Below are 16261 nucleotides of genomic sequence, written 5' to 3'. Positions count from 1 at the left end.
GAATATGGAAAAATACAATAAAGAAGAATTTGAAGAAGTAATTGTTGATATAGGCAGAGTTACAAAGGTTGTTAAGGGTGGTAGAAGATTTCGTTTTACAGCCTTGGTAATTATAGGCAATAGAAAGGGCTTAGTAGGCGTTGGTTATGGTAAGGCAAAGGAGGTACCTGATGCTATTCGCAAGGCCGTAGATGATGCCTTTAAAAATTTAGTAGAAGTAAAAACAAAGGGTTATACAATAGCACACGAAGTAGAAGTAAAATATAATGCAAGTAGAATTTTACTTAAACCAGCTAGTGAAGGTACTGGGGTAATTGCTGGTGGTTCTACTCGTCCTATAGTTGAACTTGCAGGTATTAAGGATATTTTAACTAAATCGCTTGGGTCAAATAATTCAGCAAATGTAGTTCGTGCAACTATAAAAGCTTTAACAATGCTAAAAGGATAGATAATGAATTTAACAAAAGCAGTAGGCTCAACACATAAAACAAAAAGAGTAGGTCGTGGTCAAGGAAGTGGTATGGGTAAAACTTCCACCCGTGGAGGCAAGGGACAAACTGCAAGAAAGGGCTATAACGCAAAAAGAGGTTTTGAAGGTGGACAACAACCTTTACAAAGAAGATTGCCAAAGGTAGGCTTTAGTTCAAAAATCGAAAAACCTTATGTTATAAATGTTGAAAGAATAGTAGCTATAAAGGATTTAAACGAGATTACAATTGAAAGTATTAAAGGCGTACATAAACTTTCAAAATCTGTTTCAAAGATTAAACTTATAGGTGCTAGTGCAAGGAATTTAGTCTCAAAAATTAAAAATGAAAATATAACACTTAGTGGTGTAAAATAATGAATAAAGCATTGACGAATAAAATTTTAATAACCTTGGCATTTTTATTCGCTTATAGGGTGCTAGCTTATGTGCCTGTTCCTGGCGTCAATGCTGATGTTATTGCCGAATTTTTTAACACTAATCAAAACAACGCCCTAGGCTTGTTTAATGTCTTTAGTGGAGGGGCAGCCGAACGTTTTTCTATTATCTCTCTTGGCATTATGCCTTATATCACAGCATCCATTATCATGGAGCTTTTAGCAGCTACCTTTCCAAATATAGGCAAAATGAAAAAGGAAAGAGATAGCATACAAAAATATATGCAAATAATTCGTTATGCAACCATTCTCATTACCTTTATTCAAAGTATAGGCGTGGCTATTGGTTTGCAAGGCTTACATGGACGTGGTGGGGCCGGTGCTATTATGGTAGAAGATATTAATGTATTTATTGCACTTTGTGCTATATCTATGTTAGCAGGTACCATGCTTTTAATGTGGCTAGGTGAACAAATTACACAAAAAGGCGTGGGTAATGGTATTTCTTTAATCATCTTTGCAGGTATAGTTTCAGCCATTCCTTCGGCTATCTCAAACACAGTTGGACAAATAAATTCAGGCGAAATGAATTTCTTAACTGCCTTTATAATCTTACTTTTAATTCTTGTTACAATAGGTGTTATCATCTTTGTAGAACTTGGAGAAAGACGTATTCCTATATCATATTCTCGCAAGGTGGTTATGCAAAATCAAAATAAACGTATTATGAATTACATTCCTATTAAGGTAAATTTAAGTGGGGTTATCCCTCCTATTTTCGCAAGTGCTATTTTAATGTTTCCAACTACCATTTTACAAACTAGCACGAACGAATATATATTAGCCATTAATGATTTTTTAAATCCTAATAGCTATGTTTTCAATCTTTTAACCTTTTTGTTTGTGATTTTCTTTGCGTATTTTTATGCTTCTATAGTATTTAACGCTAAGGACATAGCAGAAAATCTTAAAAAACAAGGTGGTTTTATACCAGGCATTAGACCAGGCGAAGGAACTGCACATTATTTAAACGAGGTAGCCTCTCGCCTTACGCTTTCTGGTTCTATTTACCTTGGGCTTGTTTCAACTCTTCCTTGGGTCTTAGTAAAATTTATGGGCGTGCCTTTTTATTTTGGTGGCACATCTGTTTTAATAGTAGTACAAGTAGCACTTGATACAATGAGAAAAATAGAAGCTCAAATTTATATGAGTAAATATCAAACACTTTCTGCTGTAGGGCTTTAAGTCTTACAGCTTTTTAAAGTGAAATTTAATCAAAATACTTACTTGATTTATGCCTAAGAATGGCTTATCACAGCATTGGCATAGAGGGCAATACCCTAAGTTATACCCAGTGTAAATCAATCATTTTAAATAATTACATTCTAAGAGCTGTAAAAGAAAGAGAATTTTACGAAGTAAGAAACTATAAAAATCTTTTGCCAAAATTCATAGAAAATTTAAAACATTATAAAAAACTTGATAATGAACTTATAAAAGAATTTTATTATTTTATTATACAAGATTTGATAGACAATAATGGGCAATTTAAAAAAATAGAAAATGTCATTATAGGGACGAATTTTGAACCGACAAAGCCTTATTTAGTGCCAATCCAACTTAAAGATTTAATAGACAATTTATATTATAAATTTGACCTAGCAAAAAATGATGACGACAAAACAAAAGCTATTTTAGAAAGCCACATTAACTTTGAAAGAATTCACCCATTTAGCGATGGCAATGGTAGAATTGGCAGACTCTTAATGGTTTATTCTTGTTTAGAACAAAATTTAAGCCCTATTATTGTGCCCCAAGAAGAAAAAGAAAGATATATAGCATATTTAAGAGAAGAAAATATAAAAGACTTTTTAAACTTTGCTAAAAAACTTCAAGTTCTTGAAAAAGAGAGATTTGAAAAATTTATAAAATTATTAAAGCCCAAAAAAGTACGAAAAAAATAAAAACTTTTTATATAATATTAAAAATATAAAAAATGCGAAATAAGATAAATGAAATATATATTAAAAAATAAAGACATTGATATTTTAGAATTTGAAGTTAGTGTTCAATAAACAGGCATTGATAGATATAAACATGTAATTGATAGTTTTTTAATAATAAATGAAAAAATGCTCCCACTTTCTTTTAATCTTAAACAACATGAAAAATTTAAGCTTAATGATGAATGGTTTTTTGGCTTTGAAAGATTAATTAAAAAACAAGCTAGTTTAGACACTAAGCTTTAAAAAATAAAGTTAAAAGACGATAGAATTATGTTTTTTTTTTTTTTTGATACAATAGCCAAAACTTAAAAAGGATAAACATGGATATAGTCTTACTTGGAGGAAGTAATTCGGTAATGGTCAATGGACTTCAACTTGGCATAAAAGAAGAAGTTACGGCTATGGGGGGGGGTCTTTCATAATTTTGGCCTTGGGTCTTGTACTGCACTACAAAACTTATATGAGAGTAAAAGAAATCAAAAAATTTTAGAACAAGCTTCTTTAGTTATTACAGAAAGCAATATAAACGAAATTTGTAATAATTTGGAACCTTATCATAAATTACCATTTAAGCTTATAAATAGGGATTTAAAACTGCATTATGAAAATTTATATAGCTTAAATACAAAGATTTTAATACTAATTTTACCCTTATGGCGTGGAGAGTGTAATATAATAGACAATCTACATAAACACTATGCTAGCCATTTTGGTTTTAATATAATAGATATTAAAAAATATTATGAAAACAATAAAATAAGTGATTTTGGTAAGTCTTATGGAGTTCACCAAGCAGCTAGTTTAATGCGTGAGATTGGAAAAAATATAATTAAAAACTTAAATAATTTTTCTTATCCAAAGAAAGATATAAAAACTAAAAATACCAAATTTGAGATAGTTAAACCAAGTGAAATGAAGCTAATAAAGGGAGATTTAGAAGAAATAAATATATCTAATTCTATGTTTAATGAAACTTGTTATAGATTAAATAAGGATACTATTTTACAATTTGATGAAAGATATAAGGGATTAAAGCTTATAGGGATTCATTCTTGGTTAAATGATAAAAATTTAAGTCCTGATTTTAATGTAAAAAATTTTATAGAATGTAGAATGAATTACTCAAGTATAATTTTAGAAAACAAAGATATAAACATTAGCAAGGGGCTTCCCTTTATGAATATGTTTATAGAGATACAAAAAAATTTTATTATAGATGAAAAAAGTATTGTAAAAATCAACTATGAAGACTTTGTAAGTGAAATTCACCATATCACTACGGTATGGCTTGAAAATGCAAAATGCCATAAATATGCTGACATAATAGCTTTTTTTCTAATTGAAAATGAAGAAGATGAAAAGAATTTTAACTTTGATGAGTTAAATACTTATAGTATCTTAATAGATAAAAAATACGATTTTACTCATATTATGCCTAATATACTCTTACTTATAAAAGATTTTAATCAATACGCACAAATGGTTAAGAATAAAGCCTTAAAGCCCTTGCAAGATGAAAACATAAAATTAAAAAATGAACTTAGTCTTTGCGAGGGTCCTGCTTGTACTAGGGTTAAAAATCACCTTTGTTATAAATTTGGAAAAGCTATTATTATAAATTCAAAATCCTTTATGGGTCTTATTAGATTACCCTTTGTATTATCTTACATAAACGAAGAACATAAAAAAAATTTAAAGATAAATTTAACACCATTTGAAAAATGCAGAGATTATAAAGAAAGTTTAAAGATTAAAAATTATCTATCTTATAAGTTAGGGGATAGTTTTATAAAACATTATAAAAAATGGTATAAGGGTGGATTAATTAAATTTTATTTTGAGGCCAAAAGGCTCGAAAGAGAATTTAAAAAACCTCTTTAAATATACGATAAATTTCAAACTATATTTAATGTATAGTTTGAAATTTCCATAATAATTTTTATCATTTTTTTCTAAGTTTAGTTATACTTTCTCCACCAAGGCCGTAATTATCAGTATCTATTTCATCGATTATTACAATGGTACTTGCCTTGTTTTTATTAAGTACTTTTGCTAAAAGTTCGGTCACTCCTTCTATTAAGGCTTCTTTTTGGGCAGTCGTTGGAGTGCCATTTTCTTTTGTAATTCTTATATTTACAAAGGGCATTTTTAATCCTTTTTTATGAATTTTAAGGAATTATAGTTAAATTTGATTAAAAAATAATTTTTGATAATAAATTTCAAAATATTTTTAGCTTTGGTATATTATAATAACAATTATCAACTTAAAAGGAGTTATTATGTCAGTTTTAGTTATTGGGGCAGATGAGATTACGCCTATTAAAGCAGTTTTGACAGATTTGGGTGCAAAAAAGATTGAACATTGGGACGCTAGGAACGAAAATCGCGTTAATAGAAAACCAATCCCAAATGATACTGAATGTATAGTAATGCTTACTAGTTTTTTAAATCATAACACTATGAAAAAGATAAAAACTGAGGCAAAAAAACGCAAAATTCCTCTTGTGTGTGCTAAAAGAAGTGTTAGTTGCGTGTTTTGTGAGTATTGCAAAATTTTTAATTTAGATAAAGAATTTTCTTGTCCTAAGGATTAAAATGTTTTTTGGCTTTGATAAGAAAGATGAATTTATACCAGAAATTTATGCAAATTATAATAGGACAAAGATAAATGAAATTTTCTTATATCAATACAATGCAAATGTAGATGATGATTTGAAAATTCCCTTATCTTATGCAAAAAAGGCTAGAAATTTAAAAGAAATTTTTAAACTTTTTTTATATGATTTAAGCAATGTTAATTTTGCTAAGATTGATAAAATTTGTCTTCAAGCTAGCCTTTTTGTAAAAAATTTTAAAACTAAGAAGCCTTATTTTTTTAATGCTACTAAAAGTAACGAAAGCTCTTTAAAAAAGCTTTTTAAGCTTTATTTTTATGGGGCTTGTTTTAAAAATAGTGAACTTTTTACGCACTATGTTTATGATAAAATTTCAAGGCAAAATCCAAATTTAAACTTTATTTTAAAGGATAATTTGCTTATTATAAACAAAGAATTTGCCTTGTTAATTTTTGATAAAAAAATTGATACCAATAAACTAGATATAGATAACGAAATTCAAAAAGCATTAAGTTTGATAACTAAAAATTCCTTTTGTAAACTTTATATTGTTTGCCCAAGGAGTGAAAACTTCACACATTTTATACAAATCAAACATGATTTATGCGATTTAAACAAAATTATGTTAAAATTAGTTCCGTATTCAATATCAAATAAACTTATAAGGAGATTGTAATGTCAATAGCAGTTGTTTATGGAAGTGCTATGGGAAATACAGAAGGTGCTGCAAATTTAATTGCCGAAAAATTAGGGGTTAGCGATGTGCTAAATATAGCCAGTGTAAATGCTGATAAGCTAAATTCTTATGATAGCTTGATTTGTGGAACTTCTACTTGGGGAAGCGGTGATTTACAAGATGATTGGGATGCCTTTGATTTTGGTTCTTTAAGTCTTTCTGGCAAAAAGGTAGCTGTATTTGGAATGGGCGATAGTCAAGGTTATTCTGATACATATTGTGGTGGAATGGGAAAATTAGCTACGAATTTAAAAAATGCAGGTGCTCAATTGGTCGGAGCTGTTTCAGTGGAAGGCTATGATTTTGAAAGCAGTGAGGCTGTCGTTGATGGTAGCTTTGTGGGCCTTGCGTTGGATAACGACAATCAAGAAGATTTAACAGAATCAAGAATTGATGCTTGGGTTAGCCAGATTAAAAATCAACTTTCTTAATCACTAAAAAGCAAGATTTTTAATCTTGCTTTAACTATAAAATTATCCTTATTTTAAGCAATATCAAAAAAAATGTATAATCGCCGAAATTTTTTAAAAAAAGGATAAAAAATGAGAAAAATTGGCGTTTTGGGTTTAGGCATTTTAGTTTGTGTTGCTTTTGTGGGTTGTGGAGATTACATAGATAAAGAGTTAAAAACTGCTAATTATTATAGAAAAAATACAAAGGAAAGAGAAAAGAAAATAGAGTAGTGTTTAAAAGAATCAAGTTTGTATACAAATGAAACATATACAAAATTAAAAGAATTAAACTCAAAAATATACGAGAAAATCGTGATTTTTATGAAAAAATAAGTTTTGACATTGATTTAAAAATTAGAGAAGATTTTAAATATCCAAATGCTGATAATTGTAAAAGTGCTGTAATGGCTTTTCGTTTTCATTAGTCTTTTCTTAAATAACACAAAATTTTTTGTGTTATTTAATATCAAAATACTCCCTAAGATTCTTACAAAGTTCAAAGAAATTTACAGCATTTAAGGTTTTATTTGTTTCAAAATGCTTATAACTGCTTTCAAAGCCACTTAATAATTCTTTTGATTTTATGCCATAGCTTATGGAAAGACCGGCTTCAATCAAAGCTGCTAATCTATCGCAACATTTTAAGGCCTTGCCATCAATTGCCCCGTACTCATCGCTATTAAAATCGCTTAATTCTCCACTACAAACTGCTGCAATATTATCTTTAAAGGTGCGATTTTCAAATTCATTCTTTTTATTGTCTCTAATGCCTAAAATATAGGAAAATTCTTTTTTTAAATCATGTGGTATAAAGGGTAAAATTCTATCATTTATTAACTTCATTTCATATTCGCTTATTATTTCATCAAGACCCTCAACGCCATATTTTACAGGGCTTATAATATCTCTTGTCAAACTTTCTGGTAAATCATGAAACAAGGCACAATAAAAATTATTTTCAAGTCTTTTATCACAAGCCTTTACCTTTAAAGAGTAAAAATAACCAAGCATTGCAACTACAAGCATATGACCTAGCACCGTGGTTTCTGGGATTCTAGGCGTTTGAGCCCATCTTTTTTGAAAACGAAGCCTGCCACTTAAATCTATGATTTTAGCAATTTTTTGATTTAAGGCTATCTTTCTAGCCCCTATTAATTCATAATAATCTTCTAACTCTTCTTCTACCTTGGCCTTTATCTCATCAATATCATTTAAAAAAGAAGAGGTTTGATAGATTATATTAAATTCCCAACGCGTAGAAAAATAAGAAGCAGCCTTTAAAATCAATCTTTCCTTAGAAAAATCTTGCTTATCTTTTTCATGCAAATAATTTTCAAAACGTTTTAAAAAAGCACCATCTTCAATATTTTCAAGTGCCATTTCTTGCATTTTTGTTAAAACTAATTGATTGATTTGTTCTTTTTTTTGTATCATAATTTGATGATAAACATCAGGCCTTAAATCAGTGATATTTACCCTGCTTAAAAACTCAAAAATTCCACCTTCAATTATAAAACGCATATTTACATCTTTTTCCATTTTGGCTATAAAATAAGCTATTATAAATTTATGGGCTTGTTTGTCAAGTTCCACTAAATTTAGCATTCTAGGGTAATCATTCCAGCGACTAATTGAAGCAGCCTTGAAAATATGTTCTATAAGCTTTACATTTATCATTTTTTATCCTTTTTTGAAAGTTTAGCAAATTATTCAAAACTTGCTATTAAATTTGAGGCTAATTCTTTAATATTTTCACCCTTTAGCTCACTTATAACCCCATTTTGTGCTAGCAAAATTCTATCTGCACTATCAAAATACGCATCATCGTGAGTTATAGCAAAAATGGTTTTCCCTTTTTCTTTTAAAAGTGGTAAAAGTTTTTTATAAAAAAAGCGACGAAAAACAGGGTCTTGGTCCGCTGCCCATTCATCAAGTACTAAAATATCCCTTTCTTCAAGCAAGGCTATAAACATAGCTAAACGTTTTTTTTGTCCACTTGAAAGCTTAGTAATACTAAGTTCTCCATTTTGCACCTGGGTTTTTTGTTCAAGTTCTAAGAAATTTAGCCAAAAATCTATCTTTTCATTATCTGCAAATTCATCATCTGTTAAGGTTTGAGTAAAGAGGTGAAAGTCGCTAAATACTACTGATATCAAGGAGCGATACTTATAAATATTTTCATCATTTATTAGTTCTTCATCAAGGTAAATTTGACCTTCTTTTGGCTTAAAAAGCCCGGTTAAAAGCATACAAAAGGTAGACTTTCCACTACCATTTTTACCTATTAAAAATACTAATTCGCCCTTGTGAAGTTCTAAATTTACAGGGCTTAAATGAAATTTATCATAAGAAAAGCTTGTATTTTTAAAGCTAATTTTATGCCATGTGAATTTATCTTTTAAAAGATTAAATTCGCTTTTATACTCGCTAAGTTCAAGTTTTGCTATCTTATCAAGGGCAATTTTTGCCAGTATAAGAGTAGGAAAAGAACCTATTATTGAGATTAAAGGAGTTCTTAAAAAAAGTATAGAAAGGGCTATTGTAGTAGCATTTTCTAGGCTAGTTAGATTAAATTTCAAGGCACAATAAAACTGCACCCCTACCAATGCTAAAAGAGTTACATTGCTAAAATTGTTAGAGATATTATTTAAAACATTACCTATAATGCCATTTTTTCGCTTTTTCTTTGCATTTTTATCAAATTCATTTTCATAATAATATTTTGCACGAAAAACATTAATGGCTAATTCTTTATGCCCATCGAGTATATTTTGATAATCCTTTTGCAAACTATCATCATTTTCTCTTAATTTTCTAAAATACAAATATACTCTCATCATTAAAAAATTATTCACTAAAAAAAGTACTGCTATCCACACAAAACAAAGTATAAAAATTTGAGCTGATAAATAAAAAAGATAAAAGCAAATGCAAAAAATTAAAATGCTAGATTGTAAGAATTCTGGCAATCTTAATAGGCCAAAAGATATACTCCTAACATCAGCACTCAAAGAGGCCAAAAGTTTTGCCTTGCCTGTTTTGCTAACTTGTACTAAGGAAGTATCTAAAATTTGTTTAACTATACGCCTTTGCATTTTATAGATAAAATTTTGTCCAAAAATACTAAGGCTTAATTCAACAAAGGAGGAGCTTAAAAAAAATACTACTAAGATAAGAATAAAATAAATAATGGGCGTATTGCCTGCATTTTTTAAAAGATATTCATTTATAAAGGCAAGGGTTAAAACCCCAAGTAAACTAGTAAAAAATGAGAAAAATAAAAAAAGGCTAAATTTAAGTTTATTTTGTTTTAAAAGCTCGGTTATAAAAGACATTTATGCTCCAATAAATAATACCTATTATCAAATTTTAACAGAGTAAATTTTAATATTTTTTTAAAAAAGTAAAATTTTTAATCAAATTTTTGATAAAATACAGCCTTGTTTAAATTTTAAAAAAAGGAGGAAAAAGTTGGCAAAAGATGATGTCATAGAGATTGATGGTAATGTTATAGAAGCCTTACCAAATGCAAATTTTAAAGTAGAACTTGATAATAAGCATATTATACATTGTCATATAGCTGGTAAAATGCGTATGCATTATATTAAAATAATGCCAGGGGACAGGGTCAAGGTCGAACTTACGCCTTATAGTTTAGATAAGGGTCGTATTACTTTTAGATACAAGTAATATAAGTTTTTTAAAAGCTAAATTTAGATACAATTAACCTTTTTTGCGACAAAAATATCCAAAAAAGAAGTATTTTTAAAATTTACCGCTTGTTTTAAAAATAGTTGGTTATTCACAAACCTATATGTAGTCGCAAATTTAAGTGGAATTTTATTCTAGGAGAAGGGCATGAAAGTTAGAGCATCGGTTAAAAAGATGTGCGACAAGTGTAAAATAGTTCGCCGAAAAGGCGTAGTTCGCATTATTTGCGAAAATCCAAAACATAAACAAAGACAAGGATAAATATGGCTCGTATTGCAGGTGTGGATTTACCAAAGAAAAAGAGAATTGAGTATGGACTTACCTATATTTTTGGTATAGGACTTTTTACTTCAAGAAAGATTCTTGATAAGACAGGAATTTCTTATGATAAAAGAGTTAGTGAGCTTAGCGAGGACGAGGCCGCTGCTATTCGTAAAGAAATTCAAGAACATTACATGGTGGAAGGTGATTTAAGAAAACAAGTTGCTATGGATATTAAAGCCTTAATGGATTTAGGAAGTTATAGGGGTTTAAGACATAGAAAAGGCTTACCTGTACGTGGTCAAAAAACAAAGACAAACGCTAGAACTCGCAAGGGTAAAAGAAAAACCGTTGGTGCAAAATCATAAGGACTTAAAATGGCAAAAAGAAAAATCGTTAAGAAAAAAGTTGTCAAAAAAAATATAGCCAAGGGCATTGTTTATATTAGTGCAACTTTTAATAATACTATGGTAACAGTTACTGATGAAATGGGAAATGCTATAGCTTGGAGTAGTGCTGGAGGCTTAGGTTTTAAGGGTTCTAAAAAATCAACCCCTTATGCTGCACAACAAGCTGTTGAAGATGCCTTAAATAAGGCTAAAGAACATGGAATCAAAGAAGTAGGCATTAAGGTTCAAGGTCCAGGAAGTGGTAGAGAAACTGCTGTAAAAAGTGTAGGTGCTATGGAAGGTATTAAGGTAACATTTTTAAAAGATATTACCCCACTTTCTCATAATGGTTGTAGACCACCTAAACGTCGTCGTGTCTAAGATTTAAAAGGAGAATATTATGGCAAGATATAGAGGACCAGTAGAAAAATTAGAAAGACGCTTTGGTGTAAGCTTAGCCTTAAAGGGCGAAAGAAGATTAGCTGGAAAAAGCGCACTAGATAAAAGACCTTATGCACCTGGACAACACGGGGCTAAAAAAGGCAAGATAAGCGAATATGGACTTCAATTAAGAGAAAAGCAAAAAGCTAAATTTATGTATGGCATTAGCGAAAAACAATTTAGAAGACTTTTTGCTGAGGCTGCTCGTAGAGAAGGCAATACAGGAGTTTTACTTGTTCAACTTTTAGAACAAAGACTTGATAATGTAGTTTATAGGATGGGTTTTGCTACTACTCGCCGTTTTGCAAGACAACTTGTAACACATGGGCATGTTTTAGTAAATGGAAAAAGAGTAGATATCCCTAGCTACAGGGTGGAGGCTGGTTCTAAGATTGAGATCATAGAAAAAAGTAAAAATAATCCACAAATTACCAGGGCTATAGAACTTACTGCACAAACAGGTATTGTTGCTTGGGTTGATGTTGAAAAAGAGAAAAGATTTGGAATTTTTACTAGAAATCCAGAAAGAGAAGAAGTTGTCATTCCTGTTGAGGAAAGATTTATTGTTGAGCTTTATTCAAAATAATAAGGGCGAACTATGAGACATATTACAACAAATGCTTATACTCCGACTGAATTTACTATTGAAAATACCGGTGAAAATGAGGCTAAGATAAGTGCTTGGCCTTTTGAGATAGGTTATGCAATCACCCTAGCCCACCCTTTGCGTCGTTTATTATATGCTAGTACTGTTGGCTTTGCACCTACTGCTGTTTATATTGAAGGCGTTAGCCATGAATTTGATAGTATGCGTGGTATGCTTGAAGATGTAGCACTTTTTATTATTAATCTTAAAAAATTTCGCTTTAAAGTAAAGGGCGAGAGCGAGAAAGAAATAGTTGAATTTAGCTTTAAGGGACCAAAAGAAATTCATGGCAAAGATTTAAGCAATGATAAGATTGAAGTAGTTAACGAGGATGCATATTTAGCCACTATTAACGAGGATGTTGAGTTAAATTTTACTTTAATCATAGAAAAGGGTATAGGTTATGTTCCAAGCGAGGAGATAAAAGAAAAGTTAAGTGATGCCAAATTTATCGCACTTGATGCCTTTTTTACTCCTATTAGAGAAGTAACTTATGATATTGAAAAGGTATTGTTTGAAGATAATCCTGATTATGAAAAGGTTATTTTAACCATAACTACTGATGGACAAATTACGCCAAATGAAGCCTTTCAAAATGCCTTAGAAGCTATGTATAGACAGCTTTCTGTTTTTGATAAGATTACAAATGTAAGAAGTGTAATTAAAAATCAAGCTACAAATAATGAGTTAGAAAATACCAAGCTTTTACAAAATATCACTGACTTAAATTTAAGTGCCAGAAGTTTTAATTGCCTTGAAAAGGCTGGAATCACTTATATAGGTGAGTTAGCCTTAATGAGTACGCATGATTTAGCAGGACTTAAAAATTTAGGTAAAAAATCTTTAGATGAAATTAAAAGCATTATGGAAAGCATAGGTTTTCCTGTAGGTACTTCTAAACTTGGCGATAGTAGGGAAATTTTAAAGAAAAAAATCGTCGAATTAAAAGCACAAAATGAAGGATAAAAAATGAGACATAAACACGGATATAGAAAACTTGGCAGAACATCAGCTCACCGAGGTGCTTTGTTTAAAAATTTAACGATAGCCCTTGTAAATAGTGGTAAGATTGAAACAACTCTGCCAAAAGCTAAAGAGCTTAGAGGTTATGTAGAAAGACTTATAACTAGGGCTAGAGTGGGCGATTTTAACGCACATAGGGCTGTTTTTGCACATTTGCAAGATAAAAATGCTACTAATAAACTAGTCAGTGAAATCGCACCAAATTACAAAGAAAGAAATGGTGGTTATACTAGGATTATCAAAACTAGATTGCGTCGTGGCGATGCAGCCCAGATGGCTTATATTGAATTTCTAGCCTAAGACAAAGCCCTTTTTTAGGGCTTTTTTAAATTCTGAATTATTGCAATATTTTTTAACTATATTTTCAACTTTATCTTTTTTTATAAATTTATTATCTTACTCACAGTAAGGTAAAGAAGAATTATTAAGATATTTTTGATATATGCAATAAAATCTTTTTTTCATCTTCTTTATTTGGTTTTTTGATATCTTGTAAGAACAAAACATTTTAAAATCTTTTAAAGTATTAATTGCTAATAAATTTTTAAAACGAATTGTTATAGGAATAATAATAAATGATTTTTTATTTAATTGTTCTTTTACATTTGAAAATAAATTTTTTATTATAGAATATTGATTTATGCCTAAAAAGGCAGAATTTTCTCTAATATAAGTTGTTAAAAATCCATTTTCTCCATCACTATTTTTCCACAATGAATCATGAGTTATATAAAATTGTATACTATAACTTATATTTTTATGAAAATTTAAATGCCTTTTAATATAAAAATCCATCTAAATACTCGTATAATCTTTATTGATAGGTTCAAAAGCTGTAATTGTATCTATATCAGTGTATATACTTTTTATATATTGTGTAATAATACTTAACAAATTTGTTTGAAAGTTGCAATCATAATTAAAAGCATGTAAATATAAAACTTCAATATTATTATAAGTTTCTATCCATCCACTATCTTTTATACAATACTTTTCTAAAACACTACTTATTTCTTGTGTAAAATCTATATTTTTATTTTAATAAAATTCTATGTTTTTATGCATAAGAGTATCATCTCTTGCAAAACCAAATACACACAATACAATTAATATAAAATATTTCATAGTTCATTATATCATATACCAAAGAAAAATCTTTCTAATAAATTAAAAGGTGATAATAAATTGCATATTGTAAAAAATAAGAATAGCAATTGTTAAATTTTCAAATTTATAGGCTAAGCATAATAAAAAAATAGAAAACAATAATCTAGTCATTTCAAAAATTATAATAAAACTATCATCTGCAAAATACATTTCTTTCTTTATAACTGGAAAAAATATAAATGCGTATAAAAATGTAGAAATAAAAAGTAAATCATAAAAACATTATAAAACAAGAGCAAAAAAATTTTAATTTAAATACAAAAATAAAAACAAATATCAGCCTTTAAAATAAAAAATATAAGACAAAATATACACAATAAAAGAATCAATCACTATAAGACCTGCATTATAATCAATTTTATTACTTATATAAGTTAAACTTTCTTTGTACTTCTTTTATATCTTAATGTAATCATATAAAGCATGAAAAATTTTTATTTCATACAATGCCATAAAAAAGAAATTAAAATATATTATAAAGAAAAATACCTTTATTTTATTTTTTACTTACTTTCTTCTAGATTTTGCAACAATTCATCATTGACATTATCTAAAAGAATAAGCTTTTTATTTTGTAAATCCCTAGGTTGCCTATAATAAATAAAAATATTATCTATAGCTTCTTTATCCTTATACATATGCCACTCTTTTTTACTATATTGGTATAAATAAAATTTATCATTAATAAGTTGAAAGGTTAAATAAGTGTTTGTAGTTTCACCTATTCTGTTTTGTTGTAATGTTTCTATGGTAAAAAATGGCATTTTATTTACTATTTTAATTATAGCATTTACATTAAAACAAAATTGTTGAGTTAGTGTTATATCTTTAAAGATTTTTATGCAATTATAAGATAAACCTCTGTTTCCAAAATCATCATTAATATAGTTGTCTACTACCACAAGATAGTATTTTTCATTTAAGATTGCATAAGAACTTATATCTAAGTTTGGATAAGTAATGAAAAATATACAACTAAATAAAATTTTTAAAAATATTGGCATTTTTTATCCTTTGGTATTGTTCTTGCCTTATTTTATAACTATCAGTATGTTTATTAATAATATTTGTTATAGCATCTATACTTCCATTATTCGTATTTTTTGCTTTTTCAAAACATTTTTTATTTACCCAAAAATATGCTACACTCATAATGGCATATTTTCCATTTTCACAAATCAAATTTGGATTTTTTTCAAAATCTATTGTATTGTCTATCCACATTAATTCTCTAGCTTTTATTGTAAAATCTTGGTAATTAGTTGTATTAAACCCCTATCTCTGAAATTCCAACCATCATTACTATTTTTAATATTGCCATATATACCATTATATTTAATATTGGCAATTTGAATCTTATTAGCCATTTGAATATTTTTTATATATCCATATTTATTAGCTTCTTCTTCCGTAAATCGTTTATCTTTTAATAATGATTCTCTAGTGTAACGCAAATCTTCTTCAAGTTCTAAAGTATTTCCACATTCTATCATTGCTTGTGCAAAAAATGTTTTATTCTATTTCTAGTATCAAGCTTATAATGTGAATATACATAGCTTGTCTACAATCATGAATTCTATTTAACTCATCAACCATTTCTTGTAAAATTTTAATCTTATCTATTTCTTCATCACTTACCCCATTAAATACTTGTCTTAACATTTGCAAGGTAAATTGTATATTTTTATTTTTCTCTTTCTTTTCCTTATCCCTTTCCTATTCCCTAAACATTTTACTCTCACTTAAAGATATAATAAAAACTCTAAAATCAACTTCAATGTAACCTTTTTCTATATCCCTAGTAGTAATTTGTAATTTTGCTATATAGTTTTGTTTGCTTTCTTCAACACAAACAAATATAAAGAAATTTTTTATTATAATATTATTGCTTTGTTTTGTTGTTTTACTTAAATTTATATTTTTTATTCTTATTTCAAAATTTCCTTGATT

24 protein-coding genes are annotated in these 16261 nt (G+C 28.5%); 16 read left to right on the top strand and 8 right to left on the bottom strand.

The genetic code is table 11. The annotated features are described in order from the left end of the window. Nucleotides 1-4: 4 nt before the first annotated feature. The 5 genes from rpsE (at nucleotide 5) to FMM56_RS08630 (ending at nucleotide 4751) form a co-directional block, all read left to right on the top strand. Nucleotides 5-448: a 30S ribosomal protein S5 gene (rpsE, locus tag FMM56_RS01675; protein WP_150141349.1), complete on the top strand. Its 444-nt coding sequence runs from the start codon at nucleotides 5-7 to the stop codon at nucleotides 446-448. 3 nt (nucleotides 449-451) lie between these two features. After that, nucleotides 452-844: a 50S ribosomal protein L15 gene (rplO, locus tag FMM56_RS01670; protein ID WP_150180362.1), complete on the top strand. Its 393-nt coding sequence runs from the start codon at nucleotides 452-454 to the stop codon at nucleotides 842-844. After that, a complete protein-coding gene (gene secY, locus FMM56_RS01665) occupies nucleotides 844-2109 on the top strand; it encodes a preprotein translocase subunit SecY (RefSeq protein WP_150141345.1) in 1266 nt (421 codons plus the stop codon). The genes rplO and secY overlap by 1 nt, the downstream gene beginning before the upstream one ends. Before the next feature lie 59 nt (nucleotides 2110-2168). Beyond that, nucleotides 2169-2828, top strand: coding sequence for a Fic family protein (locus FMM56_RS01660; RefSeq protein ID WP_150180363.1), 660 nt, complete (start codon nucleotides 2169-2171; stop codon nucleotides 2826-2828). A 585-nt stretch (nucleotides 2829-3413) separates the two neighbouring features. Continuing rightward, entirely contained in the window at nucleotides 3414-4751 is a 1338-nt protein-coding gene (locus FMM56_RS08630; RefSeq protein ID WP_190319006.1) for a hypothetical protein, read from the top strand. Nucleotides 4752-4812: 61 nt separating this feature from the next. Here FMM56_RS08630 and FMM56_RS01650 read toward each other — a convergent pair whose 3' ends face one another. Then, nucleotides 4813-5016 carry a 2-hydroxymuconate tautomerase family protein gene (locus tag FMM56_RS01650; RefSeq protein WP_150139914.1) on the bottom strand — a complete coding sequence of 68 codons (204 nt, stop codon included), beginning with the start codon at nucleotides 5014-5016 and terminating at the stop codon, nucleotides 4813-4815. A 133-nt stretch (nucleotides 5017-5149) separates the two neighbouring features. Between FMM56_RS01650 and FMM56_RS01645 the strand changes: the two genes are divergently transcribed. The 4 genes from FMM56_RS01645 (at nucleotide 5150) to FMM56_RS08625 (ending at nucleotide 6904) form a co-directional block, all read left to right on the top strand. Continuing rightward, on the top strand, nucleotides 5150-5464 hold the full coding sequence (locus tag FMM56_RS01645; RefSeq protein ID WP_150139913.1) for a DUF2325 domain-containing protein: 315 nt from the start codon (nucleotides 5150-5152) through the stop codon (nucleotides 5462-5464). A 1-nt stretch (nucleotide 5465) separates the two neighbouring features. Next, on the top strand, nucleotides 5466-6161 hold the full coding sequence (locus FMM56_RS01640; protein WP_150139912.1) for a hypothetical protein: 696 nt from the start codon (nucleotides 5466-5468) through the stop codon (nucleotides 6159-6161). Continuing rightward, on the top strand, nucleotides 6161-6652 hold the full coding sequence (gene fldA / locus FMM56_RS01635) for a flavodoxin FldA (RefSeq protein WP_150139911.1): 492 nt from the start codon (nucleotides 6161-6163) through the stop codon (nucleotides 6650-6652). Before FMM56_RS01640 ends, fldA begins: the two co-directional genes overlap by 1 nt. Nucleotides 6653-6763: 111 nt before the next feature. Then, nucleotides 6764-6904 (top strand): hypothetical protein, encoded by a 141-nt coding sequence (locus tag FMM56_RS08625; protein ID WP_190317918.1) that lies wholly within the window; start codon nucleotides 6764-6766, stop codon nucleotides 6902-6904. Between the two features lie 225 nt (nucleotides 6905-7129). Here the strand turns inward: FMM56_RS08625 and FMM56_RS01630 are convergent, their stop codons facing one another. Together FMM56_RS01630 and FMM56_RS01625 are read right to left on the bottom strand one after the other, a co-directional pair. Then, on the bottom strand, nucleotides 7130-8350 hold the full coding sequence (locus tag FMM56_RS01630) for an HD domain-containing protein (RefSeq protein WP_150139910.1): 1221 nt from the start codon (nucleotides 8348-8350) through the stop codon (nucleotides 7130-7132). 29 nt (nucleotides 8351-8379) lie between these two features. Beyond that, entirely contained in the window at nucleotides 8380-10008 is a 1629-nt protein-coding gene (locus FMM56_RS01625; protein ID WP_150207602.1) for a multidrug ABC transporter permease/ATP-binding protein, read from the bottom strand. A gap of 136 nt (nucleotides 10009-10144) precedes the next feature. Here FMM56_RS01625 and infA point away from each other — a divergent pair, with 136 nt between their 5' ends. From infA to rplQ, 7 genes are all read left to right on the top strand, one after another. Beyond that, a complete protein-coding gene (gene infA / locus FMM56_RS01620; RefSeq protein ID WP_150139908.1) occupies nucleotides 10145-10363 on the top strand; it encodes a translation initiation factor IF-1 in 219 nt (72 codons plus the stop codon). A 168-nt stretch (nucleotides 10364-10531) separates the two neighbouring features. Further along, nucleotides 10532-10645 carry a 50S ribosomal protein L36 gene (rpmJ, locus tag FMM56_RS01615; protein ID WP_150139907.1) on the top strand — a complete coding sequence of 38 codons (114 nt, stop codon included), beginning with the start codon at nucleotides 10532-10534 and terminating at the stop codon, nucleotides 10643-10645. Between the two features lie 2 nt (nucleotides 10646-10647). After that, nucleotides 10648-11013, top strand: coding sequence for a 30S ribosomal protein S13 (rpsM, locus tag FMM56_RS01610; protein WP_150139906.1), 366 nt, complete (start codon nucleotides 10648-10650; stop codon nucleotides 11011-11013). A gap of 9 nt (nucleotides 11014-11022) precedes the next feature. Further along, nucleotides 11023-11415 (top strand): 30S ribosomal protein S11, encoded by a 393-nt coding sequence (rpsK, locus tag FMM56_RS01605; RefSeq protein ID WP_150139905.1) that lies wholly within the window; start codon nucleotides 11023-11025, stop codon nucleotides 11413-11415. A gap of 19 nt (nucleotides 11416-11434) precedes the next feature. Beyond that, complete coding sequence (gene rpsD / locus FMM56_RS01600) at nucleotides 11435-12061, top strand: 30S ribosomal protein S4 (protein ID WP_150139904.1); 627 nt, start codon at nucleotides 11435-11437, stop codon at nucleotides 12059-12061. A 12-nt stretch (nucleotides 12062-12073) separates the two neighbouring features. After that, nucleotides 12074-13087: a DNA-directed RNA polymerase subunit alpha gene (locus FMM56_RS01595; protein ID WP_150207600.1), complete on the top strand. Its 1014-nt coding sequence runs from the start codon at nucleotides 12074-12076 to the stop codon at nucleotides 13085-13087. 3 nt (nucleotides 13088-13090) lie between these two features. Beyond that, the gene (rplQ, locus tag FMM56_RS01590; RefSeq protein WP_150139902.1) at nucleotides 13091-13444 is read left to right on the top strand and encodes a 50S ribosomal protein L17; all 354 of its coding nucleotides are present in this window, start codon (nucleotides 13091-13093) and stop codon (nucleotides 13442-13444) included. A 1370-nt stretch (nucleotides 13445-14814) separates the two neighbouring features. On the opposite strand, the gene FMM56_RS01585 is transcribed toward rplQ, so the two are convergent. From FMM56_RS01585 to FMM56_RS08615, 5 genes are all read right to left on the bottom strand, one after another. Beyond that, a complete protein-coding gene (locus FMM56_RS01585; protein ID WP_150207598.1) occupies nucleotides 14815-15315 on the bottom strand; it encodes a hypothetical protein in 501 nt (166 codons plus the stop codon). Continuing rightward, the gene (locus FMM56_RS01580) at nucleotides 15287-15535 is read right to left on the bottom strand and encodes a hypothetical protein (protein ID WP_150207596.1); all 249 of its coding nucleotides are present in this window, start codon (nucleotides 15533-15535) and stop codon (nucleotides 15287-15289) included. The genes FMM56_RS01585 and FMM56_RS01580 overlap by 29 nt, the downstream gene beginning before the upstream one ends. A gap of 14 nt (nucleotides 15536-15549) precedes the next feature. Continuing rightward, a complete protein-coding gene (locus FMM56_RS01575; protein ID WP_150207594.1) occupies nucleotides 15550-15804 on the bottom strand; it encodes a hypothetical protein in 255 nt (84 codons plus the stop codon). 19 nt (nucleotides 15805-15823) lie between these two features. After that, nucleotides 15824-15973 (bottom strand): hypothetical protein, encoded by a 150-nt coding sequence (locus tag FMM56_RS08620; protein ID WP_190319005.1) that lies wholly within the window; start codon nucleotides 15971-15973, stop codon nucleotides 15824-15826. Nucleotides 15974-16027: 54 nt separating this feature from the next. Beyond that, nucleotides 16028-16261: hypothetical protein (locus FMM56_RS08615; protein ID WP_190319004.1), on the bottom strand; the 234-nt coding region annotated here is incomplete at its 5' end.

This window comes from Campylobacter sp. LR264d, from assembly GCF_008633895.1.
Lineage (GTDB): Bacteria > Campylobacterota > Campylobacteria > Campylobacterales > Campylobacteraceae > Campylobacter_D.
Note: the sequence above shows the minus strand (reverse complement) of the source record. Positions and strands in the feature narration are given on the sequence as shown.

What these genes read in the sequence shown, in the direction of transcription:
- rplQ (WP_150139902.1), top strand. Translation starts at nt 13,091, where the DNA reads ATGAGACATAAACACGGATATAGAAAACTTGGCAGAACATCAGCTCAC.
- FMM56_RS01645 (WP_150139913.1), top strand. Translation starts at nt 5,150, where the DNA reads ATGTCAGTTTTAGTTATTGGGGCAGATGAGATTACGCCTATTAAAGCA.
- FMM56_RS01630 (WP_150139910.1), bottom strand. Translation starts at nt 8,350, where the DNA reads ATGATAAATGTAAAGCTTATAGAACATATTTTCAAGGCTGCTTCAATT.
- FMM56_RS01650 (WP_150139914.1), bottom strand. Translation starts at nt 5,016, where the DNA reads ATGCCCTTTGTAAATATAAGAATTACAAAAGAAAATGGCACTCCAACG.
- FMM56_RS01575 (WP_150207594.1), bottom strand. Translation starts at nt 15,804, where the DNA reads ATGATAGAATGTGGAAATACTTTAGAACTTGAAGAAGATTTGCGTTAC.
- secY (WP_150141345.1), top strand. Translation starts at nt 844, where the DNA reads ATGAATAAAGCATTGACGAATAAAATTTTAATAACCTTGGCATTTTTA.
- FMM56_RS01625 (WP_150207602.1), bottom strand. Translation starts at nt 10,008, where the DNA reads ATGTCTTTTATAACCGAGCTTTTAAAACAAAATAAACTTAAATTTAGC.
- rpsM (WP_150139906.1), top strand. Translation starts at nt 10,648, where the DNA reads ATGGCTCGTATTGCAGGTGTGGATTTACCAAAGAAAAAGAGAATTGAG.
- FMM56_RS01660 (WP_150180363.1), top strand. Translation starts at nt 2,169, where the DNA reads ATGGCTTATCACAGCATTGGCATAGAGGGCAATACCCTAAGTTATACC.
- FMM56_RS01580 (WP_150207596.1), bottom strand. Translation starts at nt 15,535, where the DNA reads ATGTGGATAGACAATACAATAGATTTTGAAAAAAATCCAAATTTGATT.
- rpsD (WP_150139904.1), top strand. Translation starts at nt 11,435, where the DNA reads ATGGCAAGATATAGAGGACCAGTAGAAAAATTAGAAAGACGCTTTGGT.
- rpsK (WP_150139905.1), top strand. Translation starts at nt 11,023, where the DNA reads ATGGCAAAAAGAAAAATCGTTAAGAAAAAAGTTGTCAAAAAAAATATA.
- rpmJ (WP_150139907.1), top strand. Translation starts at nt 10,532, where the DNA reads ATGAAAGTTAGAGCATCGGTTAAAAAGATGTGCGACAAGTGTAAAATA.
- rpsE (WP_150141349.1), top strand. Translation starts at nt 5, where the DNA reads ATGGAAAAATACAATAAAGAAGAATTTGAAGAAGTAATTGTTGATATA.
- FMM56_RS08625 (WP_190317918.1), top strand. Translation starts at nt 6,764, where the DNA reads ATGAGAAAAATTGGCGTTTTGGGTTTAGGCATTTTAGTTTGTGTTGCT.
- rplO (WP_150180362.1), top strand. Translation starts at nt 452, where the DNA reads ATGAATTTAACAAAAGCAGTAGGCTCAACACATAAAACAAAAAGAGTA.
- FMM56_RS08620 (WP_190319005.1), bottom strand. Translation starts at nt 15,973, where the DNA reads ATGTTAAGACAAGTATTTAATGGGGTAAGTGATGAAGAAATAGATAAG.
- fldA (WP_150139911.1), top strand. Translation starts at nt 6,161, where the DNA reads ATGTCAATAGCAGTTGTTTATGGAAGTGCTATGGGAAATACAGAAGGT.
- FMM56_RS01585 (WP_150207598.1), bottom strand. Translation starts at nt 15,315, where the DNA reads ATGCCAATATTTTTAAAAATTTTATTTAGTTGTATATTTTTCATTACT.
- FMM56_RS01595 (WP_150207600.1), top strand. Translation starts at nt 12,074, where the DNA reads ATGAGACATATTACAACAAATGCTTATACTCCGACTGAATTTACTATT.
- FMM56_RS01640 (WP_150139912.1), top strand. Translation starts at nt 5,466, where the DNA reads ATGTTTTTTGGCTTTGATAAGAAAGATGAATTTATACCAGAAATTTAT.